Source organism: Massilia sp. DWR3-1-1 (genome assembly GCF_049898325.1).
Classification (GTDB): domain Bacteria; phylum Pseudomonadota; class Gammaproteobacteria; order Burkholderiales; family Burkholderiaceae_D; genus JAFCUW01.
In genome coordinates, this window is the sequence record NZ_JAFCXL010000004.1 from 161374 (window position 1) to 186010 (window position 24637).

Annotated in this window: 21 protein-coding genes; 19 read left to right on the top strand and 2 right to left on the bottom strand. The window is 59.3% G+C overall.

Going from position 1 to position 24637, the window contains the following annotated elements:
- Positions 1-89: 89 nt before the first annotated feature.
- The 3 genes from ACP7EY_RS06065 (at position 90) to ACP7EY_RS06075 (ending at position 2766) form a co-directional block, all read left to right on the top strand.
- On the top strand, positions 90-755 hold the full coding sequence (locus ACP7EY_RS06065; protein WP_426191504.1) for a response regulator: 666 nt from the start codon (positions 90-92) through the stop codon (positions 753-755).
- Positions 752-2134 carry an ATP-binding protein gene (locus tag ACP7EY_RS06070; protein WP_426191505.1) on the top strand — a complete coding sequence of 461 codons (1383 nt, stop codon included), beginning with the start codon at positions 752-754 and terminating at the stop codon, positions 2132-2134. The genes ACP7EY_RS06065 and ACP7EY_RS06070 overlap by 4 nt, the downstream gene beginning before the upstream one ends.
- 89 nt (positions 2135-2223) lie before the next feature.
- Positions 2224-2766, top strand: coding sequence for a cytochrome b (locus ACP7EY_RS06075; protein WP_426191507.1), 543 nt, complete (start codon positions 2224-2226; stop codon positions 2764-2766).
- An 18-nt stretch (positions 2767-2784) separates the two neighbouring features.
- Here ACP7EY_RS06075 and ACP7EY_RS06080 read toward each other — a convergent pair whose 3' ends face one another.
- Entirely contained in the window at positions 2785-3984 is a 1200-nt protein-coding gene (locus tag ACP7EY_RS06080; RefSeq protein ID WP_426191509.1) for a glycosyltransferase family 4 protein, read from the bottom strand.
- A 449-nt stretch (positions 3985-4433) separates the two neighbouring features.
- Between ACP7EY_RS06080 and ACP7EY_RS06085 the strand changes: the two genes are divergently transcribed.
- The 3 genes from ACP7EY_RS06085 to ACP7EY_RS06095 all read left to right on the top strand — a co-directional run bounded on the left by ACP7EY_RS06085 (position 4434) and on the right by ACP7EY_RS06095 (position 8185).
- Positions 4434-5627 carry a glycosyltransferase family 4 protein gene (locus ACP7EY_RS06085; RefSeq protein ID WP_426191511.1) on the top strand — a complete coding sequence of 398 codons (1194 nt, stop codon included), beginning with the start codon at positions 4434-4436 and terminating at the stop codon, positions 5625-5627.
- A 247-nt stretch (positions 5628-5874) separates the two neighbouring features.
- Complete coding sequence (locus ACP7EY_RS06090; RefSeq protein WP_426191513.1) at positions 5875-6447, top strand: FxDxF family PEP-CTERM protein; 573 nt, start codon at positions 5875-5877, stop codon at positions 6445-6447.
- 232 nt (positions 6448-6679) lie between these two features.
- Positions 6680-8185, top strand: coding sequence for an undecaprenyl-phosphate glucose phosphotransferase (locus ACP7EY_RS06095; RefSeq protein ID WP_426191515.1), 1506 nt, complete (start codon positions 6680-6682; stop codon positions 8183-8185).
- A 22-nt stretch (positions 8186-8207) separates the two neighbouring features.
- On the opposite strand, the gene ACP7EY_RS06100 is transcribed toward ACP7EY_RS06095, so the two are convergent.
- Positions 8208-9353: a hypothetical protein gene (locus tag ACP7EY_RS06100; RefSeq protein ID WP_426191517.1), complete on the bottom strand. Its 1146-nt coding sequence runs from the start codon at positions 9351-9353 to the stop codon at positions 8208-8210.
- 272 nt (positions 9354-9625) lie between these two features.
- Between ACP7EY_RS06100 and epsL the strand changes: the two genes are divergently transcribed.
- The 13 genes from epsL (at position 9626) to ACP7EY_RS06165 (ending at position 24625) form a co-directional block, all read left to right on the top strand.
- Complete coding sequence (gene epsL / locus ACP7EY_RS06105) at positions 9626-10939, top strand: XrtB/PEP-CTERM-associated polysaccharide biosynthesis outer membrane protein EpsL (RefSeq protein WP_426191519.1); 1314 nt, start codon at positions 9626-9628, stop codon at positions 10937-10939.
- A 113-nt stretch (positions 10940-11052) separates the two neighbouring features.
- Positions 11053-12003 (top strand): EpsD family peptidyl-prolyl cis-trans isomerase, encoded by a 951-nt coding sequence (locus tag ACP7EY_RS06110; protein ID WP_426191521.1) that lies wholly within the window; start codon positions 11053-11055, stop codon positions 12001-12003.
- Between the two features lie 43 nt (positions 12004-12046).
- Entirely contained in the window at positions 12047-12823 is a 777-nt protein-coding gene (epsE, locus tag ACP7EY_RS06115; RefSeq protein ID WP_426191523.1) for a polysaccharide export protein EpsE, read from the top strand.
- A 77-nt stretch (positions 12824-12900) separates the two neighbouring features.
- Positions 12901-14307, top strand: coding sequence for a chain length determinant protein EpsF (gene epsF / locus ACP7EY_RS06120; RefSeq protein ID WP_426191525.1), 1407 nt, complete (start codon positions 12901-12903; stop codon positions 14305-14307).
- Between the two features lie 12 nt (positions 14308-14319).
- Positions 14320-15198 carry a polysaccharide biosynthesis tyrosine autokinase gene (locus ACP7EY_RS06125; RefSeq protein ID WP_426191527.1) on the top strand — a complete coding sequence of 293 codons (879 nt, stop codon included), beginning with the start codon at positions 14320-14322 and terminating at the stop codon, positions 15196-15198.
- The gene (gene xrtB / locus ACP7EY_RS06130; RefSeq protein WP_426191529.1) at positions 15198-16127 is read left to right on the top strand and encodes an exosortase B; all 930 of its coding nucleotides are present in this window, start codon (positions 15198-15200) and stop codon (positions 16125-16127) included. Before ACP7EY_RS06125 ends, xrtB begins: the two co-directional genes overlap by 1 nt.
- Complete coding sequence (gene epsI / locus ACP7EY_RS06135; RefSeq protein ID WP_426191531.1) at positions 16120-16833, top strand: exosortase-associated protein EpsI, B-type; 714 nt, start codon at positions 16120-16122, stop codon at positions 16831-16833. Before xrtB ends, epsI begins: the two co-directional genes overlap by 8 nt.
- A complete protein-coding gene (locus tag ACP7EY_RS06140; RefSeq protein WP_426191533.1) occupies positions 16830-18071 on the top strand; it encodes a hypothetical protein in 1242 nt (413 codons plus the stop codon). The genes epsI and ACP7EY_RS06140 overlap by 4 nt, the downstream gene beginning before the upstream one ends.
- A complete protein-coding gene (locus tag ACP7EY_RS06145; protein ID WP_426191535.1) occupies positions 18064-19011 on the top strand; it encodes a glycosyltransferase family 2 protein in 948 nt (315 codons plus the stop codon). The genes ACP7EY_RS06140 and ACP7EY_RS06145 overlap by 8 nt, the downstream gene beginning before the upstream one ends.
- Before the next feature lie 244 nt (positions 19012-19255).
- Positions 19256-20581: an O-antigen ligase family protein gene (locus tag ACP7EY_RS06150; RefSeq protein ID WP_426191537.1), complete on the top strand. Its 1326-nt coding sequence runs from the start codon at positions 19256-19258 to the stop codon at positions 20579-20581.
- Positions 20582-20774: 193 nt separating this feature from the next.
- Positions 20775-21761: an acyltransferase family protein gene (locus tag ACP7EY_RS06155; protein ID WP_426191539.1), complete on the top strand. Its 987-nt coding sequence runs from the start codon at positions 20775-20777 to the stop codon at positions 21759-21761.
- A gap of 19 nt (positions 21762-21780) precedes the next feature.
- A complete protein-coding gene (locus tag ACP7EY_RS06160) occupies positions 21781-23832 on the top strand; it encodes an acyltransferase family protein (RefSeq protein ID WP_426191541.1) in 2052 nt (683 codons plus the stop codon).
- A 223-nt stretch (positions 23833-24055) separates the two neighbouring features.
- The gene (locus ACP7EY_RS06165; protein WP_426191543.1) at positions 24056-24625 is read left to right on the top strand and encodes a serine O-acetyltransferase; all 570 of its coding nucleotides are present in this window, start codon (positions 24056-24058) and stop codon (positions 24623-24625) included.
- Positions 24626-24637 lie beyond the last annotated feature (12 nt).

A 24637-nucleotide genomic window follows, 5' to 3' on the forward strand; every position in this document is an offset into this window, starting at 1 on the left:
AATGGCGTGCATGGTGGCGGGAAGATATTAAGAAGTTCTTAACAAGCTTCGCTGATCTTCGACGCCATTCAAGCTCAGAGGATTGGACGATGCGTATCTTGTTGACCGAGGACGATCCGCAACTGGGACGCGCCACCCAGATCGGCCTGGAGCAAGCCGGTTACGCCGTCGACTGGGTGCAGTCGGCCGAAAGCGCGCACACGGCGGTGCGGCTGCACCGCTACGCCTGCATCCTGCTCGACCTTGGCCTGCCGCGGCAGGATGGCATGCAGGCGCTGGCGCTGCTGCGCCAGGGGGGCTACGACGGCGCCGTGCTGATCGTGACGGCGCGCGACCAGATCGCCGACCGGATTGCCGGGCTCGACGCGGGGGCCGATGACTTCATCGTCAAGCCGTTCGACCTCGACGAGCTGGCCGCGCGCATCCGCAGCGCGTGCCGGCGGGCGCACGGGCGCGTCAGGACCAGCCTGGTCCACGGCGATATCGTCATCGACGCCGCCGCCCGGCAAGTGCACAGGGCGGGCCTGGCGGTCGCCCTGACGGCCAAGGAGTTCAGCATCCTGCTGATGCTCATTGAGCACTGCGGCCAGGTGATCAGCCGGGAACGGCTGGAGGAAAGCGTGTACGGCTGGGGCGAAGAAATCGAGAGCAATGCGGTGCAGGTGCATATCCACCACCTGCGCAAGAAGCTGGGCAAGTGCCTCATCAGCACCGTCCACGCGGTCGGCTACCGCATCGACAAGGCGGCCCCATGAATGCGCCGCTGTGGCTGGGCAGGGGCCGTCGCTGGTCGCTGCGGCGCACCCTGTTGTCGCTGCTGCTGGGCCTGACGCTGCTGCTGTGGGGCGTGAGCGCGCTGATCGTGTACTTCGATACGCAACAGGAAAGCGAGGCGCTGTTCGACCAGTCCCTCAGCGAGACCGCCCACTTGTTGCTCTCGCTGGCCGACCACGAAGTGCAGGAGCATGCGGCCGGTGCGCCGCTGGTGATGGCGACCCAGGAAAATCACAATCACCGGCAATATCTGCTGTTCCAGATCTGGAGCGCCGACCAGCGTATCTTGTACAGAAACGCCGGGGCGCCCCTGGTCGGTTTTGCCGGACCCGGCGCCAGCGGGTTTTCCTGGGCCCGGGTCGACGGTCAGCAGTGGCGCGTGTATGCCAGCTGGAACAGCAGCCGCCGCCTGCAGATCCAGGTCGCCGAACCGGCCGCGCACCGGCGCGACATCAGCACCCGCTTCGCCCTGAAATTCTTCGGCTTCGCGCTGCTGGCCGTGAGCGTGGCGGGGGTGGCGATCTGGTGGAGCGTCAACCAGGTGTTCCGGGTGCTGCAAGCCTCGGCCGACGAGGTGGCGCTGCGCACGCCGAACGACCTGGCCGAGGTCAGCCTGCGCGGGGCGCCCGACGAACTGGCGCCCTTGCTGCTGGCGATCAATCGCCTGTTCGGGCGGGTGCGCCAGACGATGGCGCACGAACAGCGTTTCACCGCCGACGCCGCGCACGAGTTGCGCACGCCGCTGGCGGCCATCAAGACGAGCCTGCAAGTGATCGAGCGGGCCCGCAACGACGGCGAGCGGCTGGAATTCATCGCCAGCCTGGGCGTGAGCGTCGATCGCGCCACCCGCCTGGTCGACCAGTTGCTGACGCTGGCGCGGCTGGACCCGCTGCAAGCGAGCGTCCCGCCCGAGCAGCACGATATGGCGGTCCTGCTGGCCGGGCAGGTACAGGCCTGGCGCGCCAGCGCTGGCCAGTACCGTCACAGCCTGCAGACGGCACTGGCGCCGGCGACGTGCCCGGTCCATCCCGAGTTGCTGCTGATCCTGGTGCGCAACCTGCTCGACAATGCGTTTCGCTACACGCCGCCGGGCGGGACCGTGGTGCTGGCCTGCCACGGCGACGGCGCTGCCGCCTGGGTCAGCGTGAGCGATTCCGGCCCCGGCATCGCGCCGGCCATGCGCGAGCGCGTCTTCGAGCGTTTTTTTCGGCTGGCCGATGCGAACCGGCCCGGCAGCGGGCTCGGTCTGTCGATCGTGCGCCGCATCGCCGACGTCCACGGCGCCACGGTCAGCCTGTCCGCCGGCCCCGATGGCCGCGGGCTGGCCGTCACGGTGCGCTTCGCCACCGACGGTACTTAACTATTCCTTAATAAGTGGGGGCCACACTGCAACGGTCGTCATCGTTTTGATGGCGCTTTGCTTACGCATCACACAGGAATGGAGTCATCATGAAATGGCGAAACAGTACGACGCACTATGGCGCCTTGCCCGCCGCACTGCACTGGCTGATGCTGTTGCTGCTGGTGGCCGTGTTTGCCAGCATGGAGTTGCGCGGCTATTTTCCGAAAGGCAGCGTCACGCGCGAGGCGATGAAAAGCTGGCATTACACGCTGGGATTGTCGGTGCTGGGACTGGCGCTGCTGCGCCTGGCCGTCAGTTTCACGGCGAAGGCGCCGGCCATTGCGCCGCCGCCTGCACGCACGGTGCTCGTCACGGCGCGGCTGATGAAAATTGCGCTATATGGTTTCATGCTGGGCATGCCGCTGCTGGGCTGGGCCATCCGCAGCGCGGCAGGGGCGGACATCGTGTTCTTCGGCCTGCGCTTGCCGCCCCTGATCGGCGCCAGCGAGTCACTGGCGCACTTGCTCAAGGAACTCCACGAAGCCGGCGCCACCATCGGCTACGTGCTGATCGGCCTGCACGCGGCGGCGGCCCTGTATCACCATTATGTGGTGCGCGATGATACCTTGCGGCGGATGTTGCCCAGATAGCCGTGCGGGCGCCCGGCGCTATGGGCGTGCGGGCGCGTGTGGCGACAAGGCGTGCCGGGTCTTCGGAATCTCCCGCAAGCAGCGCATGATGCCTTCGGCAAACCGGCTTGCCATGCGATCGACGGAATAGTCCAGGCTGGCACGCTGGCAGTTTTCGCGCATGGTGGCGGCGTAGACCGGGTCCTCGATGAGCGCGAGCGCGCAGTCGGCAAAGGCACTCGGGTCATCGTCGGTGATCAGGCCGGTCTTGCCATGCTCGAGGTAGGCGATTTCCGGACTGTGCAATGCCGTACGGGTCGTCAGCATTGGCAGCGACAGGGCGAAGGCGTCAAGCACGTGCAGGCCCACCAGTCCCGGGTTGATGACAAAGCTAGCCAGTTTGAACAGTGCGGCCTTGTCGGTGCCGCGCTTGACGCCCACGCAGTGCATCCACGGACGGGTCAGGGCGGCCACGCGCATGTCCGGCGCGCTCTGGCCGTCGCCGATGACGATAAAGTGAAAATTACCGTGGCGCCGGTGAATCAGATCGGCCGCGGCGATCATGAATTCGGGCTTCTTGTCGGGATAGAGGGAGCCGCAGAACAGGCCGACCGGTGCGCCGTCGGCAATGCCGAACTGCGCGCGCAATGTCGCCAGGTCGTCCGCTGATACCGCGTTCGCTTCGCGCTGGAAGCCGGCCGTGTCGATTGAGTTGTTGAGCAAGGTCGTCCGACTGGACGGGAAGCCGCTGTCCTTCAATACATCAAGCGTCATCGCCGTATACGCAAACCACCAGTCGACCGACTTGATGGTCCAGTTCTTCCAGCGTTCGCGCAATCCGCCCGGCGCCTTGCTCTGGAAGTCGCGGCCATGCCCCCAGAACGCCGTCCGTGTGCGTCCCAGTTTACTTTGCAATATCCAGAAATAATTCGATAGCAGGCGGTTCTCCTGCATAAAGATAACCATGTCGGGTTTTTGCACCGATTTGGGGAGCGGCTGCCAGCATAAATCCTTTTTCTCCTTGATGGGAAAGTACCAGTTATTCACCTGGTGTCCCCAATCAAGCGTCGCCACATCATTTTTAAGAATCTCATCCCCGTATGCTTGTCCATATACCAGTTCGAGTTTGACACCTGCTGCTGCCAATTTTTCCCGCAGCAGCAATAACAATTCTTTCCGGTAATGAAAGATCCGGTATTGAAACAACACGACGACGGGGTCTTTTTTCATTTCCTGCATGGGTCTGTTCACTCAATAGTGGGCGTTGGCGCCGCTTGTCAATAGCGGTATCACGCCAGCCTTTGCAAGACTGGGGCTCGCGCGGACGATCAGCAGAACATGAAGTTCAGCTGTCTCGGGTATTCTTCGCATCCCTCAAGCATATACGCTCATAGCACTTCACTGCAAAGAACAAAAAAATAATTATTTTTTTCGTAGGCATACCGTGGTGCCCAGGATCTGCGCGCGGCGAACCTTGCGCATGATTGCCTCGATAGTGTCATGGCGATTCGGCGGTAACAAATATTAGATATATGAAATATGGGATACACATTTGGTTGTTTTTTCGGGTGGTAACGTATATCTTTTTAAAATATGTTGACACGCAAAATATAGCAGTTAAAATTTGAATAACTAAAAGTATAAGTTTGATATTTCTGTGTGTTTATGTGTGCGAAATGTGACCTGCGATGCCTGATGCGATGAGAGCGAACGAGAATATTTCTGTCATGGTGCTGGGCCTGCGTGGCTTTCCCAATGTTCAGGGCGGCGTCGAAAATCACGCCGAGCACCTGTATACCGAATTGGCGCAAATGGGCTGCGATATCGAGGTGGTGGTGCGCGACAGCTACCAGCCCCACGATAATCCGGCGGCGTGGCGGGGATTGCGGTTTACCCGCCTGTGGGCCCCCCGGAAAAAAACTATCGAGGCAATCGGACACACCTTGATCGGTGTTTTATATGCGGCCTGGCGGCGTCCCGATGTATTGCATATTCACGCGATCGGTCCCGCCCTGATGACACCGCTGGCACGCCTGCTGGGCCTGCGGGTGGTGGTGACACACCATGGGGCCGATTATGAGCGGCAAAAATGGGGGCGATTGGCCAGAGCCGTGTTACGCATGGGAGAGCGCTGGGGGATGCGTTTCGCCAATGAGCGCATCGTGATCTCGCGGGGCATCGCGGACCTGGTACGGGTGAAGCATGGTTGCGGCAGCGTGTTGATTCCAAACGGCGTGACGCTGCGCGAGATCCCGGCCACTACCGGCGCGCTCACTGCCTTTGGCCTGACGCCGAAAAAATACGTGTTGATGGTAAGCCGCCTGGTGCCGGAGAAGCGCCACCTGGACCTGATTGAAGCATTTATCGCTGCTGGACTGGACGACTGGAAATTGGTGCTGGTGGGCGACGCCGACCATCAAGGGGCTTATGCACGGTCGATACGCGCCGCCACTGCTGGCGTGCGGAACGTGGTGTGCACGGGATTCCAGTCGGGCCTGGCACTGCGCGAACTGTATGCGCACGCGGCGATGTTCGTATTGCCGTCGTCGCACGAAGGCTTGCCGATCGCCTTGCTGGAGGCGCTCAGTTATGGCCTGCCGGCGATTGCCAGCGATATTCCGGCCAATCTCGAAGTGCGCAATCCAGGACTGGTTTTTTATCCACTCGGTGACGTCGACAAGCTGGCGCGTCAAATCACGCAAGTTGCCGCCAGCACGCGCAGCGCGGGGCAAGCGGAAGCCGCACGACAGCAGCTTGCCGAGACCTATCGCTGGAGTGCCATCGCCCGTGATACGCGCCAGGTATATCAGCGCATCAAGGTGAAATTGGCGCATGCGCAAGCCAATATCAAGACCGGCGCCGCGCGCGGAGTACGCAAATAGCACCGTATCACAGGCAGCATGGCCGCCCGGTGAAGCCATTGTGGTGGTGGGCGTCATAAATTGCAGTTCGTATTTGCCGTGAATGGCATTCAGGCAATCATGGTATGCCGTGGCAGCGGCCATTTTCGGCTGAATTGCGGCTTGAAAAACAAACATGGTACGACCTGGTATTGGATCGCGGTGTTAACTATAAAAGAGCCCCTGCGGCATGCCTTTCTATGTTGTCCTTTAGACGGAGTACATATTCGTGAACTACAAGAATTTGCTTGCCAGTTTCTCCTTGGCTTTGCTGTCGCTCTCGGCCAATGCAGTGGAAACGGTCACCTTGACGCCGGCCCTTGTGCATACACAGTCGATCATCCTTGACGAGAGTAATACGGTGTTTAGCGCCGCCTTTGTTGGTGGAAACGCAGGTAAATCGTTCCTGGAGGTTCTTAATTTCAGCCTTGATGGGCCCTCCATTCTGGGGTCGTCGCTGACGTCCAAGCTCTCGGGCGGGCATGACCTCGATATTACGTCGTTCGGCCTGTATTCGGGCGCGACCTTGATTGCGGCTGGAACAAGGAATTCGACGGGCAGCATTGAAAGTTGGGGACTTGACGCGGTCACTGCGACAGCAGGTTTGTACTCCCTGCGTGTGGGCGGTGTTGTGGTCGGTAACTTGGGCGTCGCATTTTCTGGCGACGGCTACGTGAGCGCGGTACCGGAACCCGAGAGTGCGAGCATGTTGATTGGCGGTCTGGCAGTGCTTTGTTTTATCGCGCGCCGTCGCAGATCAGGCGATGGAATGCCTGCCGTACGCAATGAACAAGGTCACTGACTGCGCCCATCGCTAATGAGCGAGTTGATGCACTTCACCAGGCAGGATAGTCCGGACCTGTCCTAATTGTACGAATTGACGGTTTCGTCTGCGCGCAGGCGAATCAGCAGCGGAATGAAGAAAGTACGCTGCTCGTAAGCAATATTACGATAACCGGATGTAAATGCCGCGTCCCCTCGACGCTGGCACTGTGCTTGCCGCGACTGATTTCTTATGAATGGGTGTGTGAATCATGAATAATCATGTCGGCTCAACCGTTGTGACGGACCAGGATGCGAGCGTCGCCGCCCCTGTGGGGCATGCGCAAGTGCCGGCGTTTCCGCGCCGTGGCGTGGGCGATTTGGCCGGTTACGGGGCCGCGCACTGGCTCAATGTTTTGAAGATAGCGGATCTGCTGGCCTTGTTACTGGCCGGATTCGGAGGCTATTTTTTGCGCTTCGGTTTTGGGTCGACGATGGCGCCAGCGAGTCACCTGTTCGTTTATCTGGGCACGGTGGTGACCATTGTGTCCTTGCATATTGCGCAGGGATACCGTGCACGCGCGCTTACGTCCCTGTACACCATGATCAGCACCCTGTTTGTGGGCGGCACGTGCGCACTTTGCCTCATTTCCGTCTGCGGCTACCTGTCGGGCAGCCTGCATGAGTATTCCCGACTCTGGTTCGGTTTGACGATTTGCGCGTCGGCCGCGCTGCTGGTGATCAACCGCATCGTTGTTACCCAAGTGGTGCGGCGTGCTATCGCGGCCGACAAGATGTTTGAAACCATCGTCGTGGTGGGGGCCAATGAGCACGCCGTCAAAATGATTCGTGCGATCCGGGTGGCGCACCATGCCAACGTCAAGGTGCTCGGCGTGTTCGACGACCGACTCGACCGGCCGATCCCCGAATCGCTGCGTGTACAAATGTTGGGCAGCACCACGGCCTTGCTGGACTATATTCGTTCCAATTACGTCGACCGTGTCATCGTCGCGCTGCCGTGGGTCGCTTCCGAGCGCATCGATGGACTGCTCAATAAATTGCGCACGGTCCCTGTGCGCATCGACCTGGTGCCCAATGACGTGGTGTGGCGGTTCGCCGGGATGAACATGGAACGGGTCGGCACGGTTCCCGTGCTGACCATCGCCAACGGCCGCGTGGCCGAACAGAGCGGCATCATCAAGCGAGCGGAAGACCTGGTCATATCCAGCGTTTTATTGCTGCTGATTGCACCGTTGCTGTTGCTGATCGCCCTTGCCATCAAGCTCGACAGCAAGGGCCCGGTGATCTTCAAGCAGCGCCGGCATGGCTTCAACAACGATGTGTTCGAAGTCTACAAGTTTCGTTCCATGACCGTCGCCGATTCGGCCAGCAGCGAAGTCAAGCAGGCAACCCGTAACGACTTTCGCGTCACCAAGGTGGGCAAGTTCCTGCGCCGTAGCAGCCTGGACGAACTGCCGCAATTGTTCAACGTGATCCGGGGGAGCATGTCGATCGTCGGGCCGCGGCCCCACGCAGTGCAACACAATATCGAATTTTCTTCGATTATCTCGGAGTATTTTGCGCGCCATAATGTCAAGCCGGGCATCACGGGCTGGGCGCAGGTCAATGGCTTGCGTGGCGAGACCAATACCGTCGACAAGATGCATCGACGGGTGCAGTTCGATCTCCACTACATTGAAAACTGGTCGCTGGCGCTCGATATCAAAATCATCCTGCGTACCGCAATTGCCGTCTGGTTCGACGCCAATGCGTACTGACGCACTGCCCGCCGTCGCTGGTTCAGTTCTGCCGCAGCGGGTGAGGGTAGGTGTAGGGCTTGTATTGGTCCTTGGTCGTGAGGAAATACTCGCGATTGAGGGCGATCGACGCTTCGCACAGGCTGGTCACGGGTTTGCTGATGCTTTCGGCGATGTAGGCCTGGCTGATCTGGTCCTGCACCGGATAGGTGCCGCACGCAGCGCCCTCGAGAAGCAGCGCGACAGGGTAGGCAATATTGCTCGTGTACGTATTGTGGAAAACCACGCCGTCACCACCCCGGATGCCGATCGCAGCGAAATTGCGGCCCGCGCTGAGGATGGCCGAAAACGTGTTGTCGTAGATTTCCCAACTGCGCGTACCGCGCGGCGCGCTCGACAGTCCGTGCGCATCGACTTGCGAAAAATCCTTGGTCAAAGTGTTCGCCACGGCCGTATTGCGGCGAAAAACATAGCGGGCGCCGTTGTTGGCGGCGATGTGATGGCGGTTGCCGGACATGTAATTATCTTCGACAAAAACGGCATTGGCCGAGCCCAGTTCGAGCGCGGGCCAGGTGCCATCGCCGAACACGACGACACCGTAGCCCAGGTTGTGCACGGTCGCGTTGTAGTTATCGATAAATTGACTGTTGTAAATAACGCCGCGCTGCCTGATCGCGCCGCGCACTTCAATGCCGGCGAATACGAACTTGGTGAACTTGGCGTTCGACACGCGGAAATCGACGCAGCCGTTGATCAGGCCCAGGCCGCGGTCTTCGCTGTAGGGCAGGTTGGCGCCAGCGAGGGTCATGCCGGAAAAATTTGCCTGCTTGCCGTTGCCGCAATCGAAACGCACCAGGTAGGTGTTGACCGCGACTGCGCCGCTTCGTTGCAGGATGGTGGCATCGATGCCCGCGCCTTTCAGGGCGATCCCCGCCGCGATGGAAAGCTGCTTGGTGCCCCAGTCGCAGGTGCCGGCGGGAATGTTGACTGTCTGGCCCGTCCGCGCAAGGGCGACCACGGCCTGAACGGCTGCGAACTCGCAACTTGCCGGCGTGAGCATGACGGCTACGGCGGGGGCGGCCGTAGTCGGCGGCGCGGCGCCAGCGACCAGCAGCAGGGTCGAGCAGGCCACGGCGATGCAGCGTGCCGGCAGGGGCGCGGACGCCGAAATACAGTGCGTAAAAATCATGGTGAATTCTCCGAAAATTGCTTGAATGCGCGTCGTCCAGGGTGCGTGGCCGATGACAACACGGCGCTTTGTAGCGTGTCGGCGCGATGGTGAAAATTATCTATGGAAATATAAGTTTCCCGATGGAAAAATAATAGCACGCAGAAATCTTGCTCTGTACGATTACTTCAACAAGGACGTATTTGTTGGTTTTTGGCCCGTAAGATTTTTCCTATAGTAAATACCCGCGGGATGAACCCTGATAATCCCTGCTCTAGAAAAAGTTTGAATCAATGCCTTTTTATCATCCGGTTTTGCGTTTATCTCAAGGCGACATGGCGAACATCAGTGCGCAGCGGCGCCCATTGAGTGATGGGGAGGGGCAACAGCAAGCGGGTTTCGTGCAGGGACTGCTTGGTGTTACTTCACCACTATTTTTGATTGGCCTTTGCTTGAGCACGCCGGCCCAGGCGCAGCTCAATAGCGATGTATTGCGGCCGTCGATCGGCTTGACGGCCAGCGTCGATTCAAACGTGCTGGGCTTGAGCAGTCCCGAGGCGGCCCTGGCGGCTACCGGCACGCGCAGCTTATCGGACAGCGCATGGACCGCGTTTGCGGGTGTCGATTATCGACAATTGTTCGGACGCCAATTAATCACGGCAAATGTGGCGAACAGTCGTACAAAATTTAACCGTTTGTCGCGCCTCGATTACCGGGGTGAAAATGCGAATGCCGATTGGGCCTGGCAATTGGGAAATAACTGGAATGGCAATGCCGGCTATTTCCGAACCGTGACGCTGGCCCCGTTCACCGATTTTCACGTGCTCGACAGCAATACCAACACGATGTCTCGCCGCTACCTGAGCGCCGCCTGGCGCATCCACCCCGACTGGCAACTGCACGGGGAGGCGACGCGTTACGCCGTCGATTACAGTTTGCCCGTTCAGCGGCAATATGACCGTAGCGAGAACCAGGGGGGAGTGGGCCTCGACTACACGACGCGTTCTGGCAACAGTGTGGGAGTGCAGTGGCGCCTGCTCATTGGCCATTTGCCCCATCAACTGCTGGGCGTCGATCGACTGGCCAACGACTACCGCCAGCAGCAGATCGAACTCAAATCGGACTGGCAGGTGAGCGGCAAGAGCCATCTCAAGTTCGCCGGCAGCCTTGTCGAGCGTCGCCACGAGGTCTATCCGGAGCGTAATTTTCGGGGCTACAACGGCCGCATGACGCTCACCGTTGCGGCCACTGGCAGCACCCTGATCACCGTTGCCACCTGGCGTGAAACGGGGATTTTCGACGAATTGTCGACCGTCTATTCCACCAATCGGGGTAGTCAACTGGGCGCGCGCTGGAATGCCACCAGCAAAATTACCGTTGAGGGAACGCTGCGGCGCGAAAGTCGCGACTTTACCCGGTCGGTGCAGTTCAGTACCGCGCCCGATTACCGCGATGTTTTGCGCACCAGCCAGCTTTCGGTGAAATATGTGCCGCTGGCCCGGTTGAACTTCGAATTGCTTGTGTTCGACTCAGGCAAGGGAAATAGCAGTGGGCTGGGTGAATATGCGCGCCACGGCGCCAGTTTAAGCTCGCGTTACCAATTTTGACGGCAGATAGAATGTCGCTTGTGCACATTACGATATAAAAGTGTTCTTACTCGTTGACACTATAATAATATTTAAATACACTAATTTCAGGTTTGACCTTAATGACTGCGACAATGAACCTGCTGCGAAACAGGCGCTTCGTCCTTGCTTTTCTTCATAAAAAAATGATGAATCCCCGATGGTGTACACGATGGATGCGGCATGGAATGGTGCTTGCCAGCATGCCATTTTTTATCGGCTGTCATGGCGACGAAAGCAAAAGCGTGGGCCAGGCGCTTGCCACGGTTAACGGCAACGATCTGACAATTCACCAGGTCAATGCGGAACTGCGCGCGGTGCCCGTGACAGGCACGCCGGTGCACATGCAGCAGCGCGCCTTGCAGCAGGTGATCGAGCGCGAATTGCTTGCCGCGCAGGCAGTAAAAGTCAAACTCGACCGCGACCCGGTGGTATTGATGGCGATCGAGCGTAGCAAGGCGCACATATTGGCGCAGGCTTATTTGCGGGGCCGGGTGGGCAGCGCTGTCAAGCCAGCCAGGTCGGAGATTGATGCTTATAAAAATGATAATCCCTTGGTGTTTGCAAATCGCAAGCTGTACAGCCTGCGCTACCTGTCGATGCCGACGGCAGCGTTGAACAAGGAGGTTGAGGCGCTGGCCGATCAAGCGCAAACGCTCGATGAACTGGCCGCGCTGCTGCGAGCTCGCAAGATTGCATTTGGCGAAAGCCAGTCCTACCGCTCGAGTGCCGAACTACCGGCGCAACTGCTGTCGAACCTCGACCGGTTGGGCCGGCGGCCCCTGTTCATCATGCGTGACGGCGGGCTCGGTCTGCTGGTATCGCTGGCGTTTGTCAAGGATGCACCCGTGGTCGGTGAGGAAGCCTCGCAGCAGGCAGAACAGTATCTCAGTCAGCGCAATGCAGTGCAGCTGGCGCAAAAAGAAATAAGCCGCCTGCGCCAGCAGGCAAGCATCACGTACGCCAAGGGGAGCGAGCCCGTCTCTGCGGCCGCGGCGCAGCCAGTCGCGGGAGCCATCGAAGGCGGAATATCGGGTTTGCGCTGATGAAGCCAGTCTGTCCACATTGAATTTTTTTAAAGAGTTGCCCATGAAAATCCTTATTTCTCTCCTGCTGGCCGGGATGCTGGCCGCACCTGGCGTGGACGCGGCGCCACTGGGCGCCGGCGACATGCTCCGGATCACCGTCTATGGCAGCCCCGACCTGACCCTCGAGACACGCCTTGCGGACAGCGGAAAGATCAATTACCCGCTGCTGGGCGACGTCGAACTGGGCGGCATGGAGCCTGCCGCAGCCGAACGCGTGATCGCCAGGCTGCTGTCCTCGCGCGGCTACGTCAAGCAGCCGCAGGTGAACGTGCTGGTCGTGACCATGCAAAGCCAGCAGATTTCCGTGTTGGGCAATGTGCTGCGGCCCGGCCGCTACCCGATGGAGGGGCGGCGCTCCCTGCTCGACGTGCTGGCATTGGCGGGCGGCATCAATGCCGATGGCGGCGATATCGCCACGGTGGTCAGCACGCGCAACGGCAAGTCAGTCAAGCAACAGATCAACATCCCCGAGATGATGCGCAGCGCCGACCTGACGCAAAACGCCGAACTGAGCGGCAGCGATGTCGTCTACGTCGAGCGCGCCCCGAAGTTCTATATCTATGGCGAGGTCCAGCGGCCTGGGGTGTACCGGCTTGAACCGAACATGACGGTGGTGCAGGCCCTGTCGACGGGTGGCGGACTCAGTGTGCGCGGTACCGAGCGCGGGGTGCGTATCAAGCGCCGCGACGGCGCCGGCACCTTCAGGGAACTGACTGTGAAACAAGACGATCTGCTCATGCCCAACGACGTTGTGTATATCAAGGAAAGCCTGTTTTAGGCAGCCAGTGGGCAGCAGTGTCGGCCAGTCCCGTCGCCGGGCGCGCAATCTCCGCCATCAGTTTTACAAGGAATAACATGACTTTCCAGCAAATTCTTTCCATCCTGCGGGCACGCCGGTACACCGTCCTGCTGGCAATGGCGGTGATCATCGCCGCCAGCGTCGCCATCAGCCTGTTGCTGCCAAAAAATTACGAGGCGTCGACCAGCCTGGTGGTCAACTTCAAGGCCACCGACCCGGTCTCAGGCACGCTGGTGCCGTCGACGATGATGACGGGATTCCTGGCGACCCAGGCCGACATCGTGCAGAGCAAGGCGGTGGCGCTGGCCGTGGTCGACACCCTGCACCTGGCGGACCTGGCCGATACCAGGGCGCAGTTTCACGAGGCGACCGAGGGCGTCGGCGATATCCGCGACTGGCTGGCGGGGCTGTTGTTGAAGAAACTCGCCGTCGTGCCCGCCCGCGAAAGCAACGTCATCACCGTCAGTTTCACGGGCGCCAATCCCGAATTTGCTGCAACGGTGGTTAATGCCTTCGCCGCCGAGTACCAGAAAGCATCGGTTCGTTTGAAAGTGCAACCACTCAAGCAGGCATCGGCCTACTTCACGGAGCAGATCAAGGATTTGCGCGACAAGCTCGAGCAGGCGCAGGCGCGCCTGTCGAAGTATCAGCAGGAAAAAGGCCTGGTCAGTGTCGATACCCGGCTCGATGTCGAATCGGCGCGCCTGAATGAGTTGTCCTCGCAATTGGTGGTGGTGCAGGCGCAGGTGGCCGACGCCACGTCGCGCCACAGCACCAGGCTGGGCGCCGCCACGGAAAGTCCCGACGTGGTCAGCAATGCGCTCGTGCAGAATCTGAAAGCGTCGCTGTCCCAGGCAGAAGCGAACCTGGCACAACTTGAACAGCGGCTGGACGTCAACCATCCCCAGTACCAGGCTGCCAAGGCCGAGGTCGACAAGCGCCGCGCCGAACTGGGCGCGCAGGTGGGCATCGCGTACGGCAGCCTGGGCAACAACAGCCGCATCGCCCGGCAGCGCCAGGCCGACCTGAGCGCCGCCCTGGCCGCGCAGAAAGCGCGCATCCTGGAACTGAACCGGGCACGCGATGAGATGTCAGTGCTGGCCCATGACGTCGACGGCGCCCAGCGCACCTACGATGCGGCGATCGCGCGCTTTTCCCAAACGAGCATCGAAGGCGGCGCCAACCAGCCCGATGTGGCCGTCCTGAGCCCGGCCTTGCCGCCGATGAAGCCTTCATCGCCGAAGCTGCTGCTCAACATTGTGATATCGATCGTGTTCGGCGCCGGCTTCGGCCTGGGCCTTGCCCTGCTGCTGGAGATGATGGACCGCCGTGCCCACTGCGCCGAGGACGTGGCCGCCTTGCAGATCGCCGTGCTGGGCGAGTGGCACCACCCGCGCCCCGCGCGCCGGGGCCTTGCCCGCCTGGGCGCACGGATTTTTCGCCGACCAACGCAGCCTGCCTGAGAGAAAATAATTATGTCGATCGATACACCCGCCGCACAGCCGGCAAAGGCGAACGGCGCCGCCAAGGATCTCAGTATCGGCCGGATGTTGCTCGATATGGGCAAAATCACCCCGGAAGGTGCGGACCGCGTGCTGGCTTTGCAGTCCGAACAGGGCCTGCGTTTCGGCGAGGCTGCCCAGCAACTGGGATTGGCGTCGGCGGGCGACGTCGCCCAAGTCCTGGCCAGCCAGTTCGACTACCCGTATGTGCAGGCGAGCCAGTCCGGCTTCGACCCGGCGCTGGTGGCCGCGCTCGATCCGTTCGGCGCGCAAGCGGAAATGCTGCGCGCCCTGCGCGGCCAGTTGACGGTGCGCTGGTTTGCCGGCAAGCACAAGGCGCTGGCCGTGGTGGCCGTCGATGCCAGCGCTGCGGCGTCGGCGCTGGCGGCCAATCTCGCCATCGTGTTTGCGCAACAGGGCCAGCGCACCGTGCTGGTCGATGCGAATATGCGCGCACCGCGCCAGCAGGGGCTGTTCAATCTGCCGGCCGGAACGGGCCTGTCCGACGCGCTGGCCGGGCGCGCGCCGCAGGACGGCATCACGCCGGTGGCGCCGTTCGACAAATTGTCGCTGCTGGGCGCCGGGCCGCAGCCGCCGAATCCCCTTGAACTGCTGGCACGGACCAGCTTCGGCGAACTCAACGAGACTCTGGCGCGCGATTTCGACGTGGTGCTGTATGACGCGCCCGCATTCTCGTCCAGCGCCGATGCGTACGCCATCGCCGCCCGGACCCGCGGTGTGCTGCTGGTAGTGAGCAGGAGCGTCTCGCGCCAGGCCGACATCCGCGAGATCCGCGCCCAGCTGCTGCGTGCCGGTATCGAGGTCGTTGGCGCGGTCCTGGTCGACATCTGATGCGTTTCGCCTTGCTGCCCGTTGCCGGCGTGCGCGCCGGCATGCGCCACGCGGCGCGGCCGGAATGGCTGCTGCTGTGGGGCGGCCTGGCCGCGCTGTATGTGCCGACCCTGTATCGCCTGCTCACCGAGGTGTGGAACAAGCCGGCGCAGGCGCACGGCCCGATCATCCTGGTCCTGGCGCTGTGGCTGATGTGGCGCAAGTGGCAGCTGCTGCGCGCCGCGTGCGGTGGCGACCGCCCCAGCGGCTACGGCTGGATGCTGCTGGCGCCGGCGCTGCTGCTGTACGTGGTGGGCCGCTCGCAGCAAATCCTGCTGTTTGAAATCGGCTCGGTCCCCGTGCTGCTGGCGGCGGTGCTGCTGCTCAAGCACGGCCCGCGCGCCCTGCGCCTGCAGTGCTTCCCCCTGTTCTTCATGCTGTTCATGGTGCCGCTGCCGGAAGCGGTGGTGAGCGCGCTGACCATGCCGATGAAGCTGGCCGTGTCGCTGGTGACCGAAAAGATGCTGTACGCGGCCGGCTATCCGGTCGGACGCCAGGGCGTGATCTTGCAGGCGGGGCAGTACCAGTTGCTGGTGGCCGACGCCTGTGCGGGCCTGCAGACCGTGTTCACGCTCGAGGCGATGGGCTTGCTGTACCTGAACCTGGTGCGCCATGCGGCCAAGCTGCGCAATACGGTGCTGGCCCTGTTGATCGTGCCTGTTTCCTTCGCCGCCAACGTGATCCGGGTCACCGTGCTGGTGCTGGTGACGTACTACCTCGGCGAGGCGGCGGGGCAGGGCTTCATTCACCAGTTCGCCGGCATGGTGTTGTTCGTGAGCGCCTTGCTGCTCATTCTCTCCGTGGACGGCGCCCTGGGCGCGCTATTGCCCTTCCACGCCGGCGGCAAACGTGCGCGCGCCGTCCCGGCCGGCGCAGGCCAGCATGAGTAGCCGCCTGCGCGTGAGCGCTGCCATGGCGCTGCTGATGGCGGCGGGCGCCGTCGGTGCCTGGGTCGCCACCCCCACGCGCCGGCTTGCCGATACACTTGCGCGTGTCGACATCGAGCGCCTTATACCGGCCAGTTTCGACGGCTGGCAGGTCGATGATGCAATCGCGCCGCTGCAGGTCGATCCCGGCCAGCAAAGGCAACTCGGGCAGCTCTATTCGCAAACACTGGCGCGCACCTACCGCAACGCGCGCGGCGATCAGGTCATGCTGGTGATTGCCTACGGCGCCGAGCAGAACGACACCATGGCCGTGCACAAGCCGGACGTGTGCTATCCGGCGCAAGGGTTCGACATCATCAAGGCGCACGATGGCTTGCTCGACACCGGTTTCGGCGTGGTGCCGGTGGCGCGCCGGGTCGCCCGCCAGGGCCGCCGTTACGAGCCGCTCACTTACTGGATCCGGGTGGGGGACACAGTCGACGCGACCGGCTTGCAACGCAAGCTCACCCAACTGAAATACGGCATGATGGGCGCGATCCCCGACGGCTTGCTGTTCCGCATTTCCAGCTTCGGTCCCGAGCAGCAGGCCTTTCCCCTGCAGGACCAGTTTGCGCGCGCATTGCTGGCGGCGCTTGGTCCTGGCGGCCGCACGTTCGTCATGGGGCGCGCCGCGCCAGCGCTGGCCGCGCAGCCCGGAGGCGCGCAATGAAGATGCCGCGCATTCCCCGGGTGGCGTATTCCGTCACCAGCCAGGGCCTCGTTTCCGCCTGCAATTTTCTACTGTGCCTGGCGCTGCTGTACTTTGCCGAACCCCGCTATTACGTGGCGTTTCTCCTGTTTCTTAGTGTGGTGCAATTGCTCACCGGTTTGCAAAATGCCCTGTTTATCTCGCCGGTGGGGGTGCTGGTGCCGCGCATGCAAGCGGCCGAGGTGGCGCGCACGGAAAAAGCCGCCTACCGCCTGGCCGGCCTGGTGGCGCTGGCCGGCCTGCCGTTCATCGCCTACTTTTTTACCGAGCCGCCCCGCCTGGACGGGGCCGCCATCGCGCTGATCACGGCAGTGTTCCTCAGCACCATCCTGCTGCTGCAGCGCGAGATTGCCCGCAATGCCTGCCTGGTGCGGGCCGACCTGCCCATGCTGGTCAAATACGATGCCCTGTATTTTCTGCTGGCGATGGCGCTGGCGGGCGTGGCGGTCGCCCTGCATGCGCTCACGTTTGTGGTGGCCGTGCTCGCCTTTGCGTTGCCGGCCTGCCTGACACGCTTTTCGCGGCCGCAGTGGGCGCCATCGCGCGCGGTGGTGGCGGACGCCGCCTTGCCTGCCTTCGCGCCGCAGTTCTGGGATGAAGTCAGGCAGGTGGTGCGTTGGTCGGTGCCCGGCGTGGTGGTGACCTGGCTCTACAGCAGTGGCTTCTGGTTCATCCTTGAGCATACCCAGGATACGGGCACGGTCGCCAGCATGGGCGCGGCGCGGTTGCTGTTCGCGCCGGTGGGCTTGCTGATTCAGGGCTGGCTGATGCAACTGCGTCCGCTGTCGGTGGCGATGGCCAGCGCTGGCCGGGCAGGCGAACTGCGCCGCACGGTGTTGCGCCACAGTTGCCTGGGCGCCCTGTGCGTGGGCCTGATCACTGCCGCCGGCTGGGTCTTGTTGACCTGGTTTCCCGAATGGCTGCCGCGCTCGATGCGCAGTGCCGGTGTCATCGATTATGTGATCGTGTGGGGCATCTATTTCGCCGTGTTCTGGTTCCGCTCCGGCATTTCCACGCTGCTGCTGGCGCGGGTTGCGGGTTTCAAGACTGTATTTTTCGCCAACCTGCTCGTGTGCATCGCGTTTTATGCCATGTTTTTTGTCTCGCTCAACCGGGTGCCTCTGCCCCTGTCGCTCAGCGGCCTGATCGTCGCTGAACTTCTGATGCTGTACCTTCTCAGTAAATACCTCCATGACTGACACTCCCACCGCCCTGATTGATGTGCTGGTCTGTACCTACCAGCGTCCGGAATTGCTGCGCAAGACGCTTGACGGCATTGCGCGCTGCGCTGCCACCGTGGAGAGCGTGCGGATCGTTGTGGTTGACAACGACCACCAACAATCGGCACGCGAGCTCACGCGAGCGTGGGCGGCGCAGTCCGGCATTCCCCTGGAATATTTCTCGCAGCCCCAGCAAAACATTTCGCTGACCCGCAATGTGGCACTCGATAAGGTGACGGCGCCGTGGATCGCCATGATCGACGACGACGAGGTGCCCGATCCCGACTGGCTCTCGGCGCTGCTGGCGGCGGCGACGCGCTACGATGCCGATGTCGTATTCGGGCCGGTCATCTCGCTATTTGACAGTCGTGCACCGGCCTGGGCGACGCACGACGCGATGTTTCAACGCAAGCGATTTGCAACGGGGACGGCCATGCCACTGAAGGAAATGCGCACCGCCAACTCATTACTGCGGGCCTCGCGCCACTTGCAGGACGGCTTCCGCTTCGACCCGGTGCTGGGCTTGTCGGGGGGCGAAGACTCGGAACTGTTCGCGCGCATGCATCGAAGCGGCTACAGCATGGTGTGGTGCGATGAAGCGTGCGTTCGGGAATGGACGCCCCCCTCCCGCACGACCGTGCGGTGGGTGCTCAAACGCACCTTCCGTATTGGTTCCGTGGACGCGTTTAACCGCCGCCGTTCGCGCCGGCTTGCCAACGTGCTCGGTGGACTGTTCAAGTATTCCATCATCTTCGTGCAAGGGATGGTGCAGGCGCTCTTGTGGGCGCCCCTATCCAGAGCCCGCAGTCTGCTCGGAATGCGCCGTGCCGCGATGGCGGCCGGATTTTGGTATGGCCTGTACGCTGGACCGTATCTCGAGTACCGCAGTGCCGGCGTCAGTGTAAAGCATTCCCAATGAAACCAGTGACGGTCATGCGTGTTCCTGCTGCCGGTGCGCAAGCGCAGAATCTGCCCGGCGCTTGGCGATGGCTGGCCACACGCCGCTTGCTACCGTTGTTTTCGGCGGTGGCCTCTGAGCCCCGCCGCCCACGGCTGGGGCAGGGCGCGGAAAGCAGGGACAGGCTTTGCTTGCTTGCCTGGTGTGGCCATGTGCAAAAAATTCGCTCATCAGCGCGCTGCTGTGTAACAAAGAAACCTGCCCTATGAACGCGCTCACATTGATCACCCCGCAGGACGATCAGGCGCAACGCCGCCTCAATGCCATTCTGGGCGTCCAGTTGCAGATTTGTGTATTCATGGGCCTGGCCGGCTTCGGCGCAGCCGATGGCGCGGACGCCAGCAGTGGTGGTCGCCAGCTAATCTGGGGTGCAATGGCCGCGCTTTCCATCGGCTACCTGGTCATGGTTGCGTTGGCTGGACGTGAACAGCGTTGTTCTTTTGGAAGTTGGCCAATCGCCGCGCTGCTGGTTTATGTGGGCGCATCGACGTTTTGGTCGGTTGCCCCCGCAGTGACGGCCAAGCGTACCATCTTGCTTGCAATCATGATCCTTGTCTGTGGTGTCGGCGTCGGCCGATGGAACAGGGACTGGCAGAAAGACCTGTTCTCGAAATTGCTGGCAAAGCCCTTGGCGTTATTGCTGGGCCTGTCCTTTCTGGTGACGCTGATCGCGCCTGGCCGAGCCTTCACAGACATCGGGTGGCGCGGCATTACCAATCATAAGAACGAGGCCGGCCAAATGGCAGCGGTTGCAATCCTGCTGCTGCTGTATGGCACCTGCCACGAAAAGCTGGGGCTAAAGTTACGCGCAACATTACTTGTCATGGTATTCGGTGGCCTCCTGATGGCCAAGAGCACGACTGGTTTGCTAAGCCTTGTTTTTGCCGTTGCTTTTACAGAGATCACCATGCTGCGGTCTAGCATTCGTCGCCTGGCCTCGTGGCGGATTCCCTTGGCCATTATTTTATTAACAAGTAGCGCTCTTCTGTTCTTCGCATATCTGCTCAATTTTCTTCCTTCCGCTGCCAAGATGTATTCTGAAATTTTTAACGTACTCGGAAAATCGGAAACATTTACCGGGCGGACGGCCATCTGGGACCTGGTGCTGGCAGAGTCGCGGTTTCACAATCCATGGATCGGCGGTGGATATGGTGCGTTCTGGGTCGGACGCAATAGTCTTTCTGGTTATGTGCTGATGGGGGGAGGCGTTCTATATCCGGGCCAATCGCACAATGGATATGTCGACATCTACAATGATCTTGGATTCACTGGGTTAGGTATTATGGCGATCCTGCTCATGGTGGCGCTAAAAAATACATTACGAGTCTTATCTTTGAATCACCCTGAGGGGCGGTTACATTCGGCGATATTGCTTATGTGTATTTTTCTCAATCTTGGCGAGAGTACTTTCCTTCGCGGAACGGGCCTGATGGGTTTAATTTTCCTCGCAAGCTTGATAAGAATGGATGCAATCGTTAGACAGGATCGGCGTGACGCCAGAAGAGTGAAAGAATCGCAATTGTTGCTTTAGTTTTTGAACCTTAAATATATACTTTCAATTGAAATATAATTTAAAAATTTACAGCTGCAACTAGATTTTTAAACTCGAGGCAATATATTTTAAAATTGGTTTGGTGGCGTGCCCATTCGGTGGCTTTCAAAGATTAGTTGAGCGTCGGTAATATTTAACAGTTTTGGTATTTTTTGAAGAAATTAAGGATGGTATGAGACGTATAGTGGCGCTAGATATCGCTAAGGGATTCGCCATTATTTGCGTGGTATTAGGGCATGTTGTGTCGAGAGGAACCGTGGCCGGAGCGGAATGGTACTCCCTACTCAAGACTGCACTGTATTCGTTTCATATGCCGCTCTTTATGAGTTTATCCGGTATGGCGTTAGGCCTGTCATGGAGGCACCGGAGTTCGTGGGGTCAAGTAAGCGAGTTGGTTAAAAGCCGTATTCGGACATTGATGGTGCCATACGTCATATTTGGTCTCGCTATCGTTGCGGGGAAACTTATCTTGATGAGGTTCATTCATATTGATCATCCGCCAGAAAATTTTTTGAATGGTGTTCTCGACATCGTTCTGTATCCAGCGATGTCAGCATCCGTATTTCTTTGGTATATACAAGTCCTGGCGATGTACTTTTTGGTATTCCCCTGGTTACTTCAATATAATGCTTCAAAAATGCCCTGGGCCTTGTTGGGAATTTCGATCATACTCAATCAGTATGGATGGACTCCCCTGTTAAACATGGCTGGCTTCGTTGAATATTTGCCGTTCTTTTCGGCTGGCATATTGATGGGGCAGAATTGGGGAAAAATCGGTGCGACGATCCTGGCACCTCGCTATTCGATCATCTGGTTTTTCTTGTTTTCATTAGCTATTTTTTACAATGGATTTTTTGAAATTCTACCAAAGTGGTTTATCGGGACATTGTCTATTCCTGCAGTGCTGAGCATCGCTCAAGCGGTTTGCGGGCGGCTTGCAAGATTTTTGGAATTTTTTGGTAATCACACTTTTTCAATTTATCTGATGAATACAATTTTCATTGGGCTCGCCAAAGCGCTGTTATTTATATTTATTCCATGGCGAGATGCATACTTCATCATATATTTTATAATCTTGTCTGTTTCAGGATTAATGCTGCCTGTCTTGATAAAGTCCCTGCTGAGCAGGAATTGCCCCAACGTTTCTGCTTATATATGATTGCCGAGATTGAGGATATATGGTGAAAGAAAATTCTGTTGCTGGTCAGGCATTTAGCTACCGCGCCGAAGTTGATGGTTTGCGCGCGATTGCCATCATCCCTGTGGTTTTATTTCACGCAGGCATCGCACGTGTCACTGGAGGATACATCGGGGTCGATGTCTTTTTCGTTATATCGGGCTATCTGATCACGTCAATCCTGGCGCGCGAGATTTCTGAGGGACAGTTTTCGACGAGCGCTTTTTATGAGCGCCGGATACGGCGGATTTTCCCTGCACTCTTGCTCATGTTCGCGGTGTGCTCCGTCATCGCGGCCGCATTATTGATGCCACCCGATTTCCGCGCTTTTGCGCGTAGCGTCGTGGCGAGTGGGCTCTTTTCCTCCAACCTTCTTTTTTGGGCGGAAGGCGGCTACTTTGACACGGCGGCGGAATTAAAGCCCTTGTTGCATACCTGGTCGCTCTCTGTGGAAGAACAGTTCTACATCGTATTTCCAGGTCTCCTACACGTCTTGCTGACGCGCGTGCGGCACTGGAAAATCGCCATGAGCGCTATTTTCCTCGCATCGCTGTCTGCCTGTGTGTTTTACACGATCAGTAAGCCGAGCGCGGCGTTTTACTTGCCCATGTTTCGCGTGTGGGAACTCCTCGCCGGTTCTTTCGTTGCCCTGTCGATCGGATTTGTGGAAGTGAGCACTGCGCGACTGCGTTCCTGTCTGGCACTAGCCGGACTCGCAGCGATCGGGTGGGCCGCCTTCACTTTCGACAGCACGACGGTCTTTCCGGGCTTTCATGCCTTGTTTCCCTGCATCGGCGCGGCACTCGTCATTGGTTACTCAAACAAGACCATGGTTGGCACTGTGTTGGGCGCCGCGCCGCTGGTGTGGATCGGGAAAATCTCGTACTCGCTCTATCTCTGGCATTGGCCAATCCTTGTCTTCATGAAGTACTACGCCATGCGTGACTTGACGACGGAGGAGAAATGGGCTGCTGTGTGCCTGTCAGTGCTCGCCGCCTATGTGTCCCTGCGATTTGTCGAGACCCCTTTCCGGGTCAACAGATTTGCAGCCGTGCCCCGGTCGCTTTTCAAAGGCGCATTGCTTGCGATGAGCTGTTTTGTCCTGGCGGGCCTGACCACCTACGCAGCCAATGGTTTTCCTGGCCGCTTTGCGGCGAATGTCCAGGCCATGGCCAAGGGCGCTAGCGACACCAATCCTGAACGCCGGCGCTGCGACAACCGAACCGTGCGCGATGTGGCAAGCGGATACGTCTGTACGATCGGCACATCGAGCGCCAGAACCACGTTTGCAGTGTTTGGAGACAGCCTGGGCGACGCCCTCATACCCGGCATCGACAGCGCAGCACACGATGCTGGCAAGCACGGCATGGTCTTGACGAGTTCCGGTTGCTACCCCTTGGCGGGTGTTGTTGACGTCAATAAGCGAGGCGATCGATCGTGCGGCGATTTCGTTAATGCCAGCATCAAGTTAATGAGAGACACGCCGTCCATTACCGACGTGATCCTGGTTGGGCGCTGGACCAGCGCTGCGCTAGGCACACGGTTTGGCGCATCGCAGGGCGTTAACTGGTTCATCAACGACGACCAGTCCCGCGAGCGCAGCTATCCGGAAAATATGCGGGTATTCGACCGTTCGCTCACGCGCACCGTCGAATTACTGAAAGGAAAGCGCGTGCATATCGTTGCCTACATTCCGGAACAGCCCATCGATCCGCCTCGCACGCTCGCCCTGTGTACCTATCTTGGTCGGAATTGCCCGACTGGAATTGCAATTGCGCAATTTTACCAACGCCAACTGTTCGTTCGCAGTATTGTCGATCGCCTCGCTGAAAGCCGCGATGTGAGTGTCATCGATGTTGGTTCAAAGTTGTGTTCTCCATCCGGTTGCAAGCTCGTCGATGGTGACAGTATTTTATACAGCGACGATAACCACTTGAGTCGCGCGGGAGCGCTCTACATCAAACCATTGTTTTTTCCCGTTTTCGCCGCGCGAAAAACAAGTGAAGTTAATTTGCAGACCAGCCTCGCTCAGCGTGAATGGCGCGCACAGTAGTCTCAGTAGCCTCACGAATTTATGGGTTCAAATATACCCGCCGCTGTATTTATTCTGTAAGTTGTCTGCAGCTTGGGCCCGGAACATATGACTGCGACGCGCAGAGGTGATGTCGTTGATGTGTACGGATCCGTTGCAATGAGTCTGCATCGGATTCAAAAAATAAAGGGGTTTTAATGGTAGTTATTACAGTTTCTTATTTTTTCACTATCTGGGAATGCCAATGATTGGATCGCTGCAAGATTATAAGGCCTACCTAAAGGCCGATTGTAAGTCGATGGGCATCGAGGACACGTTGGTTCGTCGACTGTTTGATGCGCGCTGGGATTACGTGAGAACACTGCGGCGCCTTGAATATCTGACCAACTGCCGTAAAAGCCAAATTTTGCGGGCCTATTTTCGATTGCGCTTGCTGCAGAAAGGTACCAAGATTGGCTATTCTATACCCATCAACGTTTTTGGCCCAGGGTTGGCCTTGCCACATCGTGGCGACATAATCGTTAACGATAAAGCGAAGATTGGAAAAAACTGTCGCGTTCACGTCGGTGTAAATATTGGCACCCAAGCCGGACCAATCTCCAAAGTGCCAACCATCGGAGACAACTGCTATATAGGACCCGGGGCAAAGTTGTTTGGCGATATCGTTATCGGCAACAACACCACAATTGCAGCGAATGCCGTGGTCAATAAATCGTATCCGGATGGAAACTGCACACTCGGCGGAATTCCTGCACGGGTCATTTCCCAAAAAAATTCGGCGGAATATTTGACGCAAGGTTGGGTGGATGAATAAATTGAAATTTAT

Bases quoted from the DNA above. Each gene is read 5' to 3' on its own strand.
- ACP7EY_RS06110 (WP_426191521.1), top strand. From the start codon at position 11,053: ATGAACCTGCTGCGAAACAGGCGCTTCGTCCTTGCTTTTCTTCATAAA.
- ACP7EY_RS06075 (WP_426191507.1), top strand. From the start codon at position 2,224: ATGAAATGGCGAAACAGTACGACGCACTATGGCGCCTTGCCCGCCGCA.
- epsL (WP_426191519.1), top strand. From the start codon at position 9,626: ATGCCTTTTTATCATCCGGTTTTGCGTTTATCTCAAGGCGACATGGCG.
- ACP7EY_RS06125 (WP_426191527.1), top strand. From the start codon at position 14,320: ATGTCGATCGATACACCCGCCGCACAGCCGGCAAAGGCGAACGGCGCC.
- epsI (WP_426191531.1), top strand. From the start codon at position 16,120: ATGAGTAGCCGCCTGCGCGTGAGCGCTGCCATGGCGCTGCTGATGGCG.
- ACP7EY_RS06080 (WP_426191509.1), bottom strand. From the start codon at position 3,984: ATGCAGGAAATGAAAAAAGACCCCGTCGTCGTGTTGTTTCAATACCGG.
- ACP7EY_RS06070 (WP_426191505.1), top strand. From the start codon at position 752: ATGAATGCGCCGCTGTGGCTGGGCAGGGGCCGTCGCTGGTCGCTGCGG.
- ACP7EY_RS06140 (WP_426191533.1), top strand. From the start codon at position 16,830: ATGAAGATGCCGCGCATTCCCCGGGTGGCGTATTCCGTCACCAGCCAG.
- ACP7EY_RS06145 (WP_426191535.1), top strand. From the start codon at position 18,064: ATGACTGACACTCCCACCGCCCTGATTGATGTGCTGGTCTGTACCTAC.
- epsE (WP_426191523.1), top strand. From the start codon at position 12,047: ATGAAAATCCTTATTTCTCTCCTGCTGGCCGGGATGCTGGCCGCACCT.
- ACP7EY_RS06150 (WP_426191537.1), top strand. From the start codon at position 19,256: ATGAACGCGCTCACATTGATCACCCCGCAGGACGATCAGGCGCAACGC.
- ACP7EY_RS06085 (WP_426191511.1), top strand. From the start codon at position 4,434: ATGCCTGATGCGATGAGAGCGAACGAGAATATTTCTGTCATGGTGCTG.
- ACP7EY_RS06095 (WP_426191515.1), top strand. From the start codon at position 6,680: ATGAATAATCATGTCGGCTCAACCGTTGTGACGGACCAGGATGCGAGC.
- epsF (WP_426191525.1), top strand. From the start codon at position 12,901: ATGACTTTCCAGCAAATTCTTTCCATCCTGCGGGCACGCCGGTACACC.
- ACP7EY_RS06100 (WP_426191517.1), bottom strand. From the start codon at position 9,353: ATGATTTTTACGCACTGTATTTCGGCGTCCGCGCCCCTGCCGGCACGC.
- ACP7EY_RS06065 (WP_426191504.1), top strand. From the start codon at position 90: ATGCGTATCTTGTTGACCGAGGACGATCCGCAACTGGGACGCGCCACC.
- ACP7EY_RS06165 (WP_426191543.1), top strand. From the start codon at position 24,056: ATGATTGGATCGCTGCAAGATTATAAGGCCTACCTAAAGGCCGATTGT.
- ACP7EY_RS06160 (WP_426191541.1), top strand. From the start codon at position 21,781: ATGGTGAAAGAAAATTCTGTTGCTGGTCAGGCATTTAGCTACCGCGCC.
- xrtB (WP_426191529.1), top strand. From the start codon at position 15,198: ATGCGTTTCGCCTTGCTGCCCGTTGCCGGCGTGCGCGCCGGCATGCGC.
- ACP7EY_RS06155 (WP_426191539.1), top strand. From the start codon at position 20,775: ATGAGACGTATAGTGGCGCTAGATATCGCTAAGGGATTCGCCATTATT.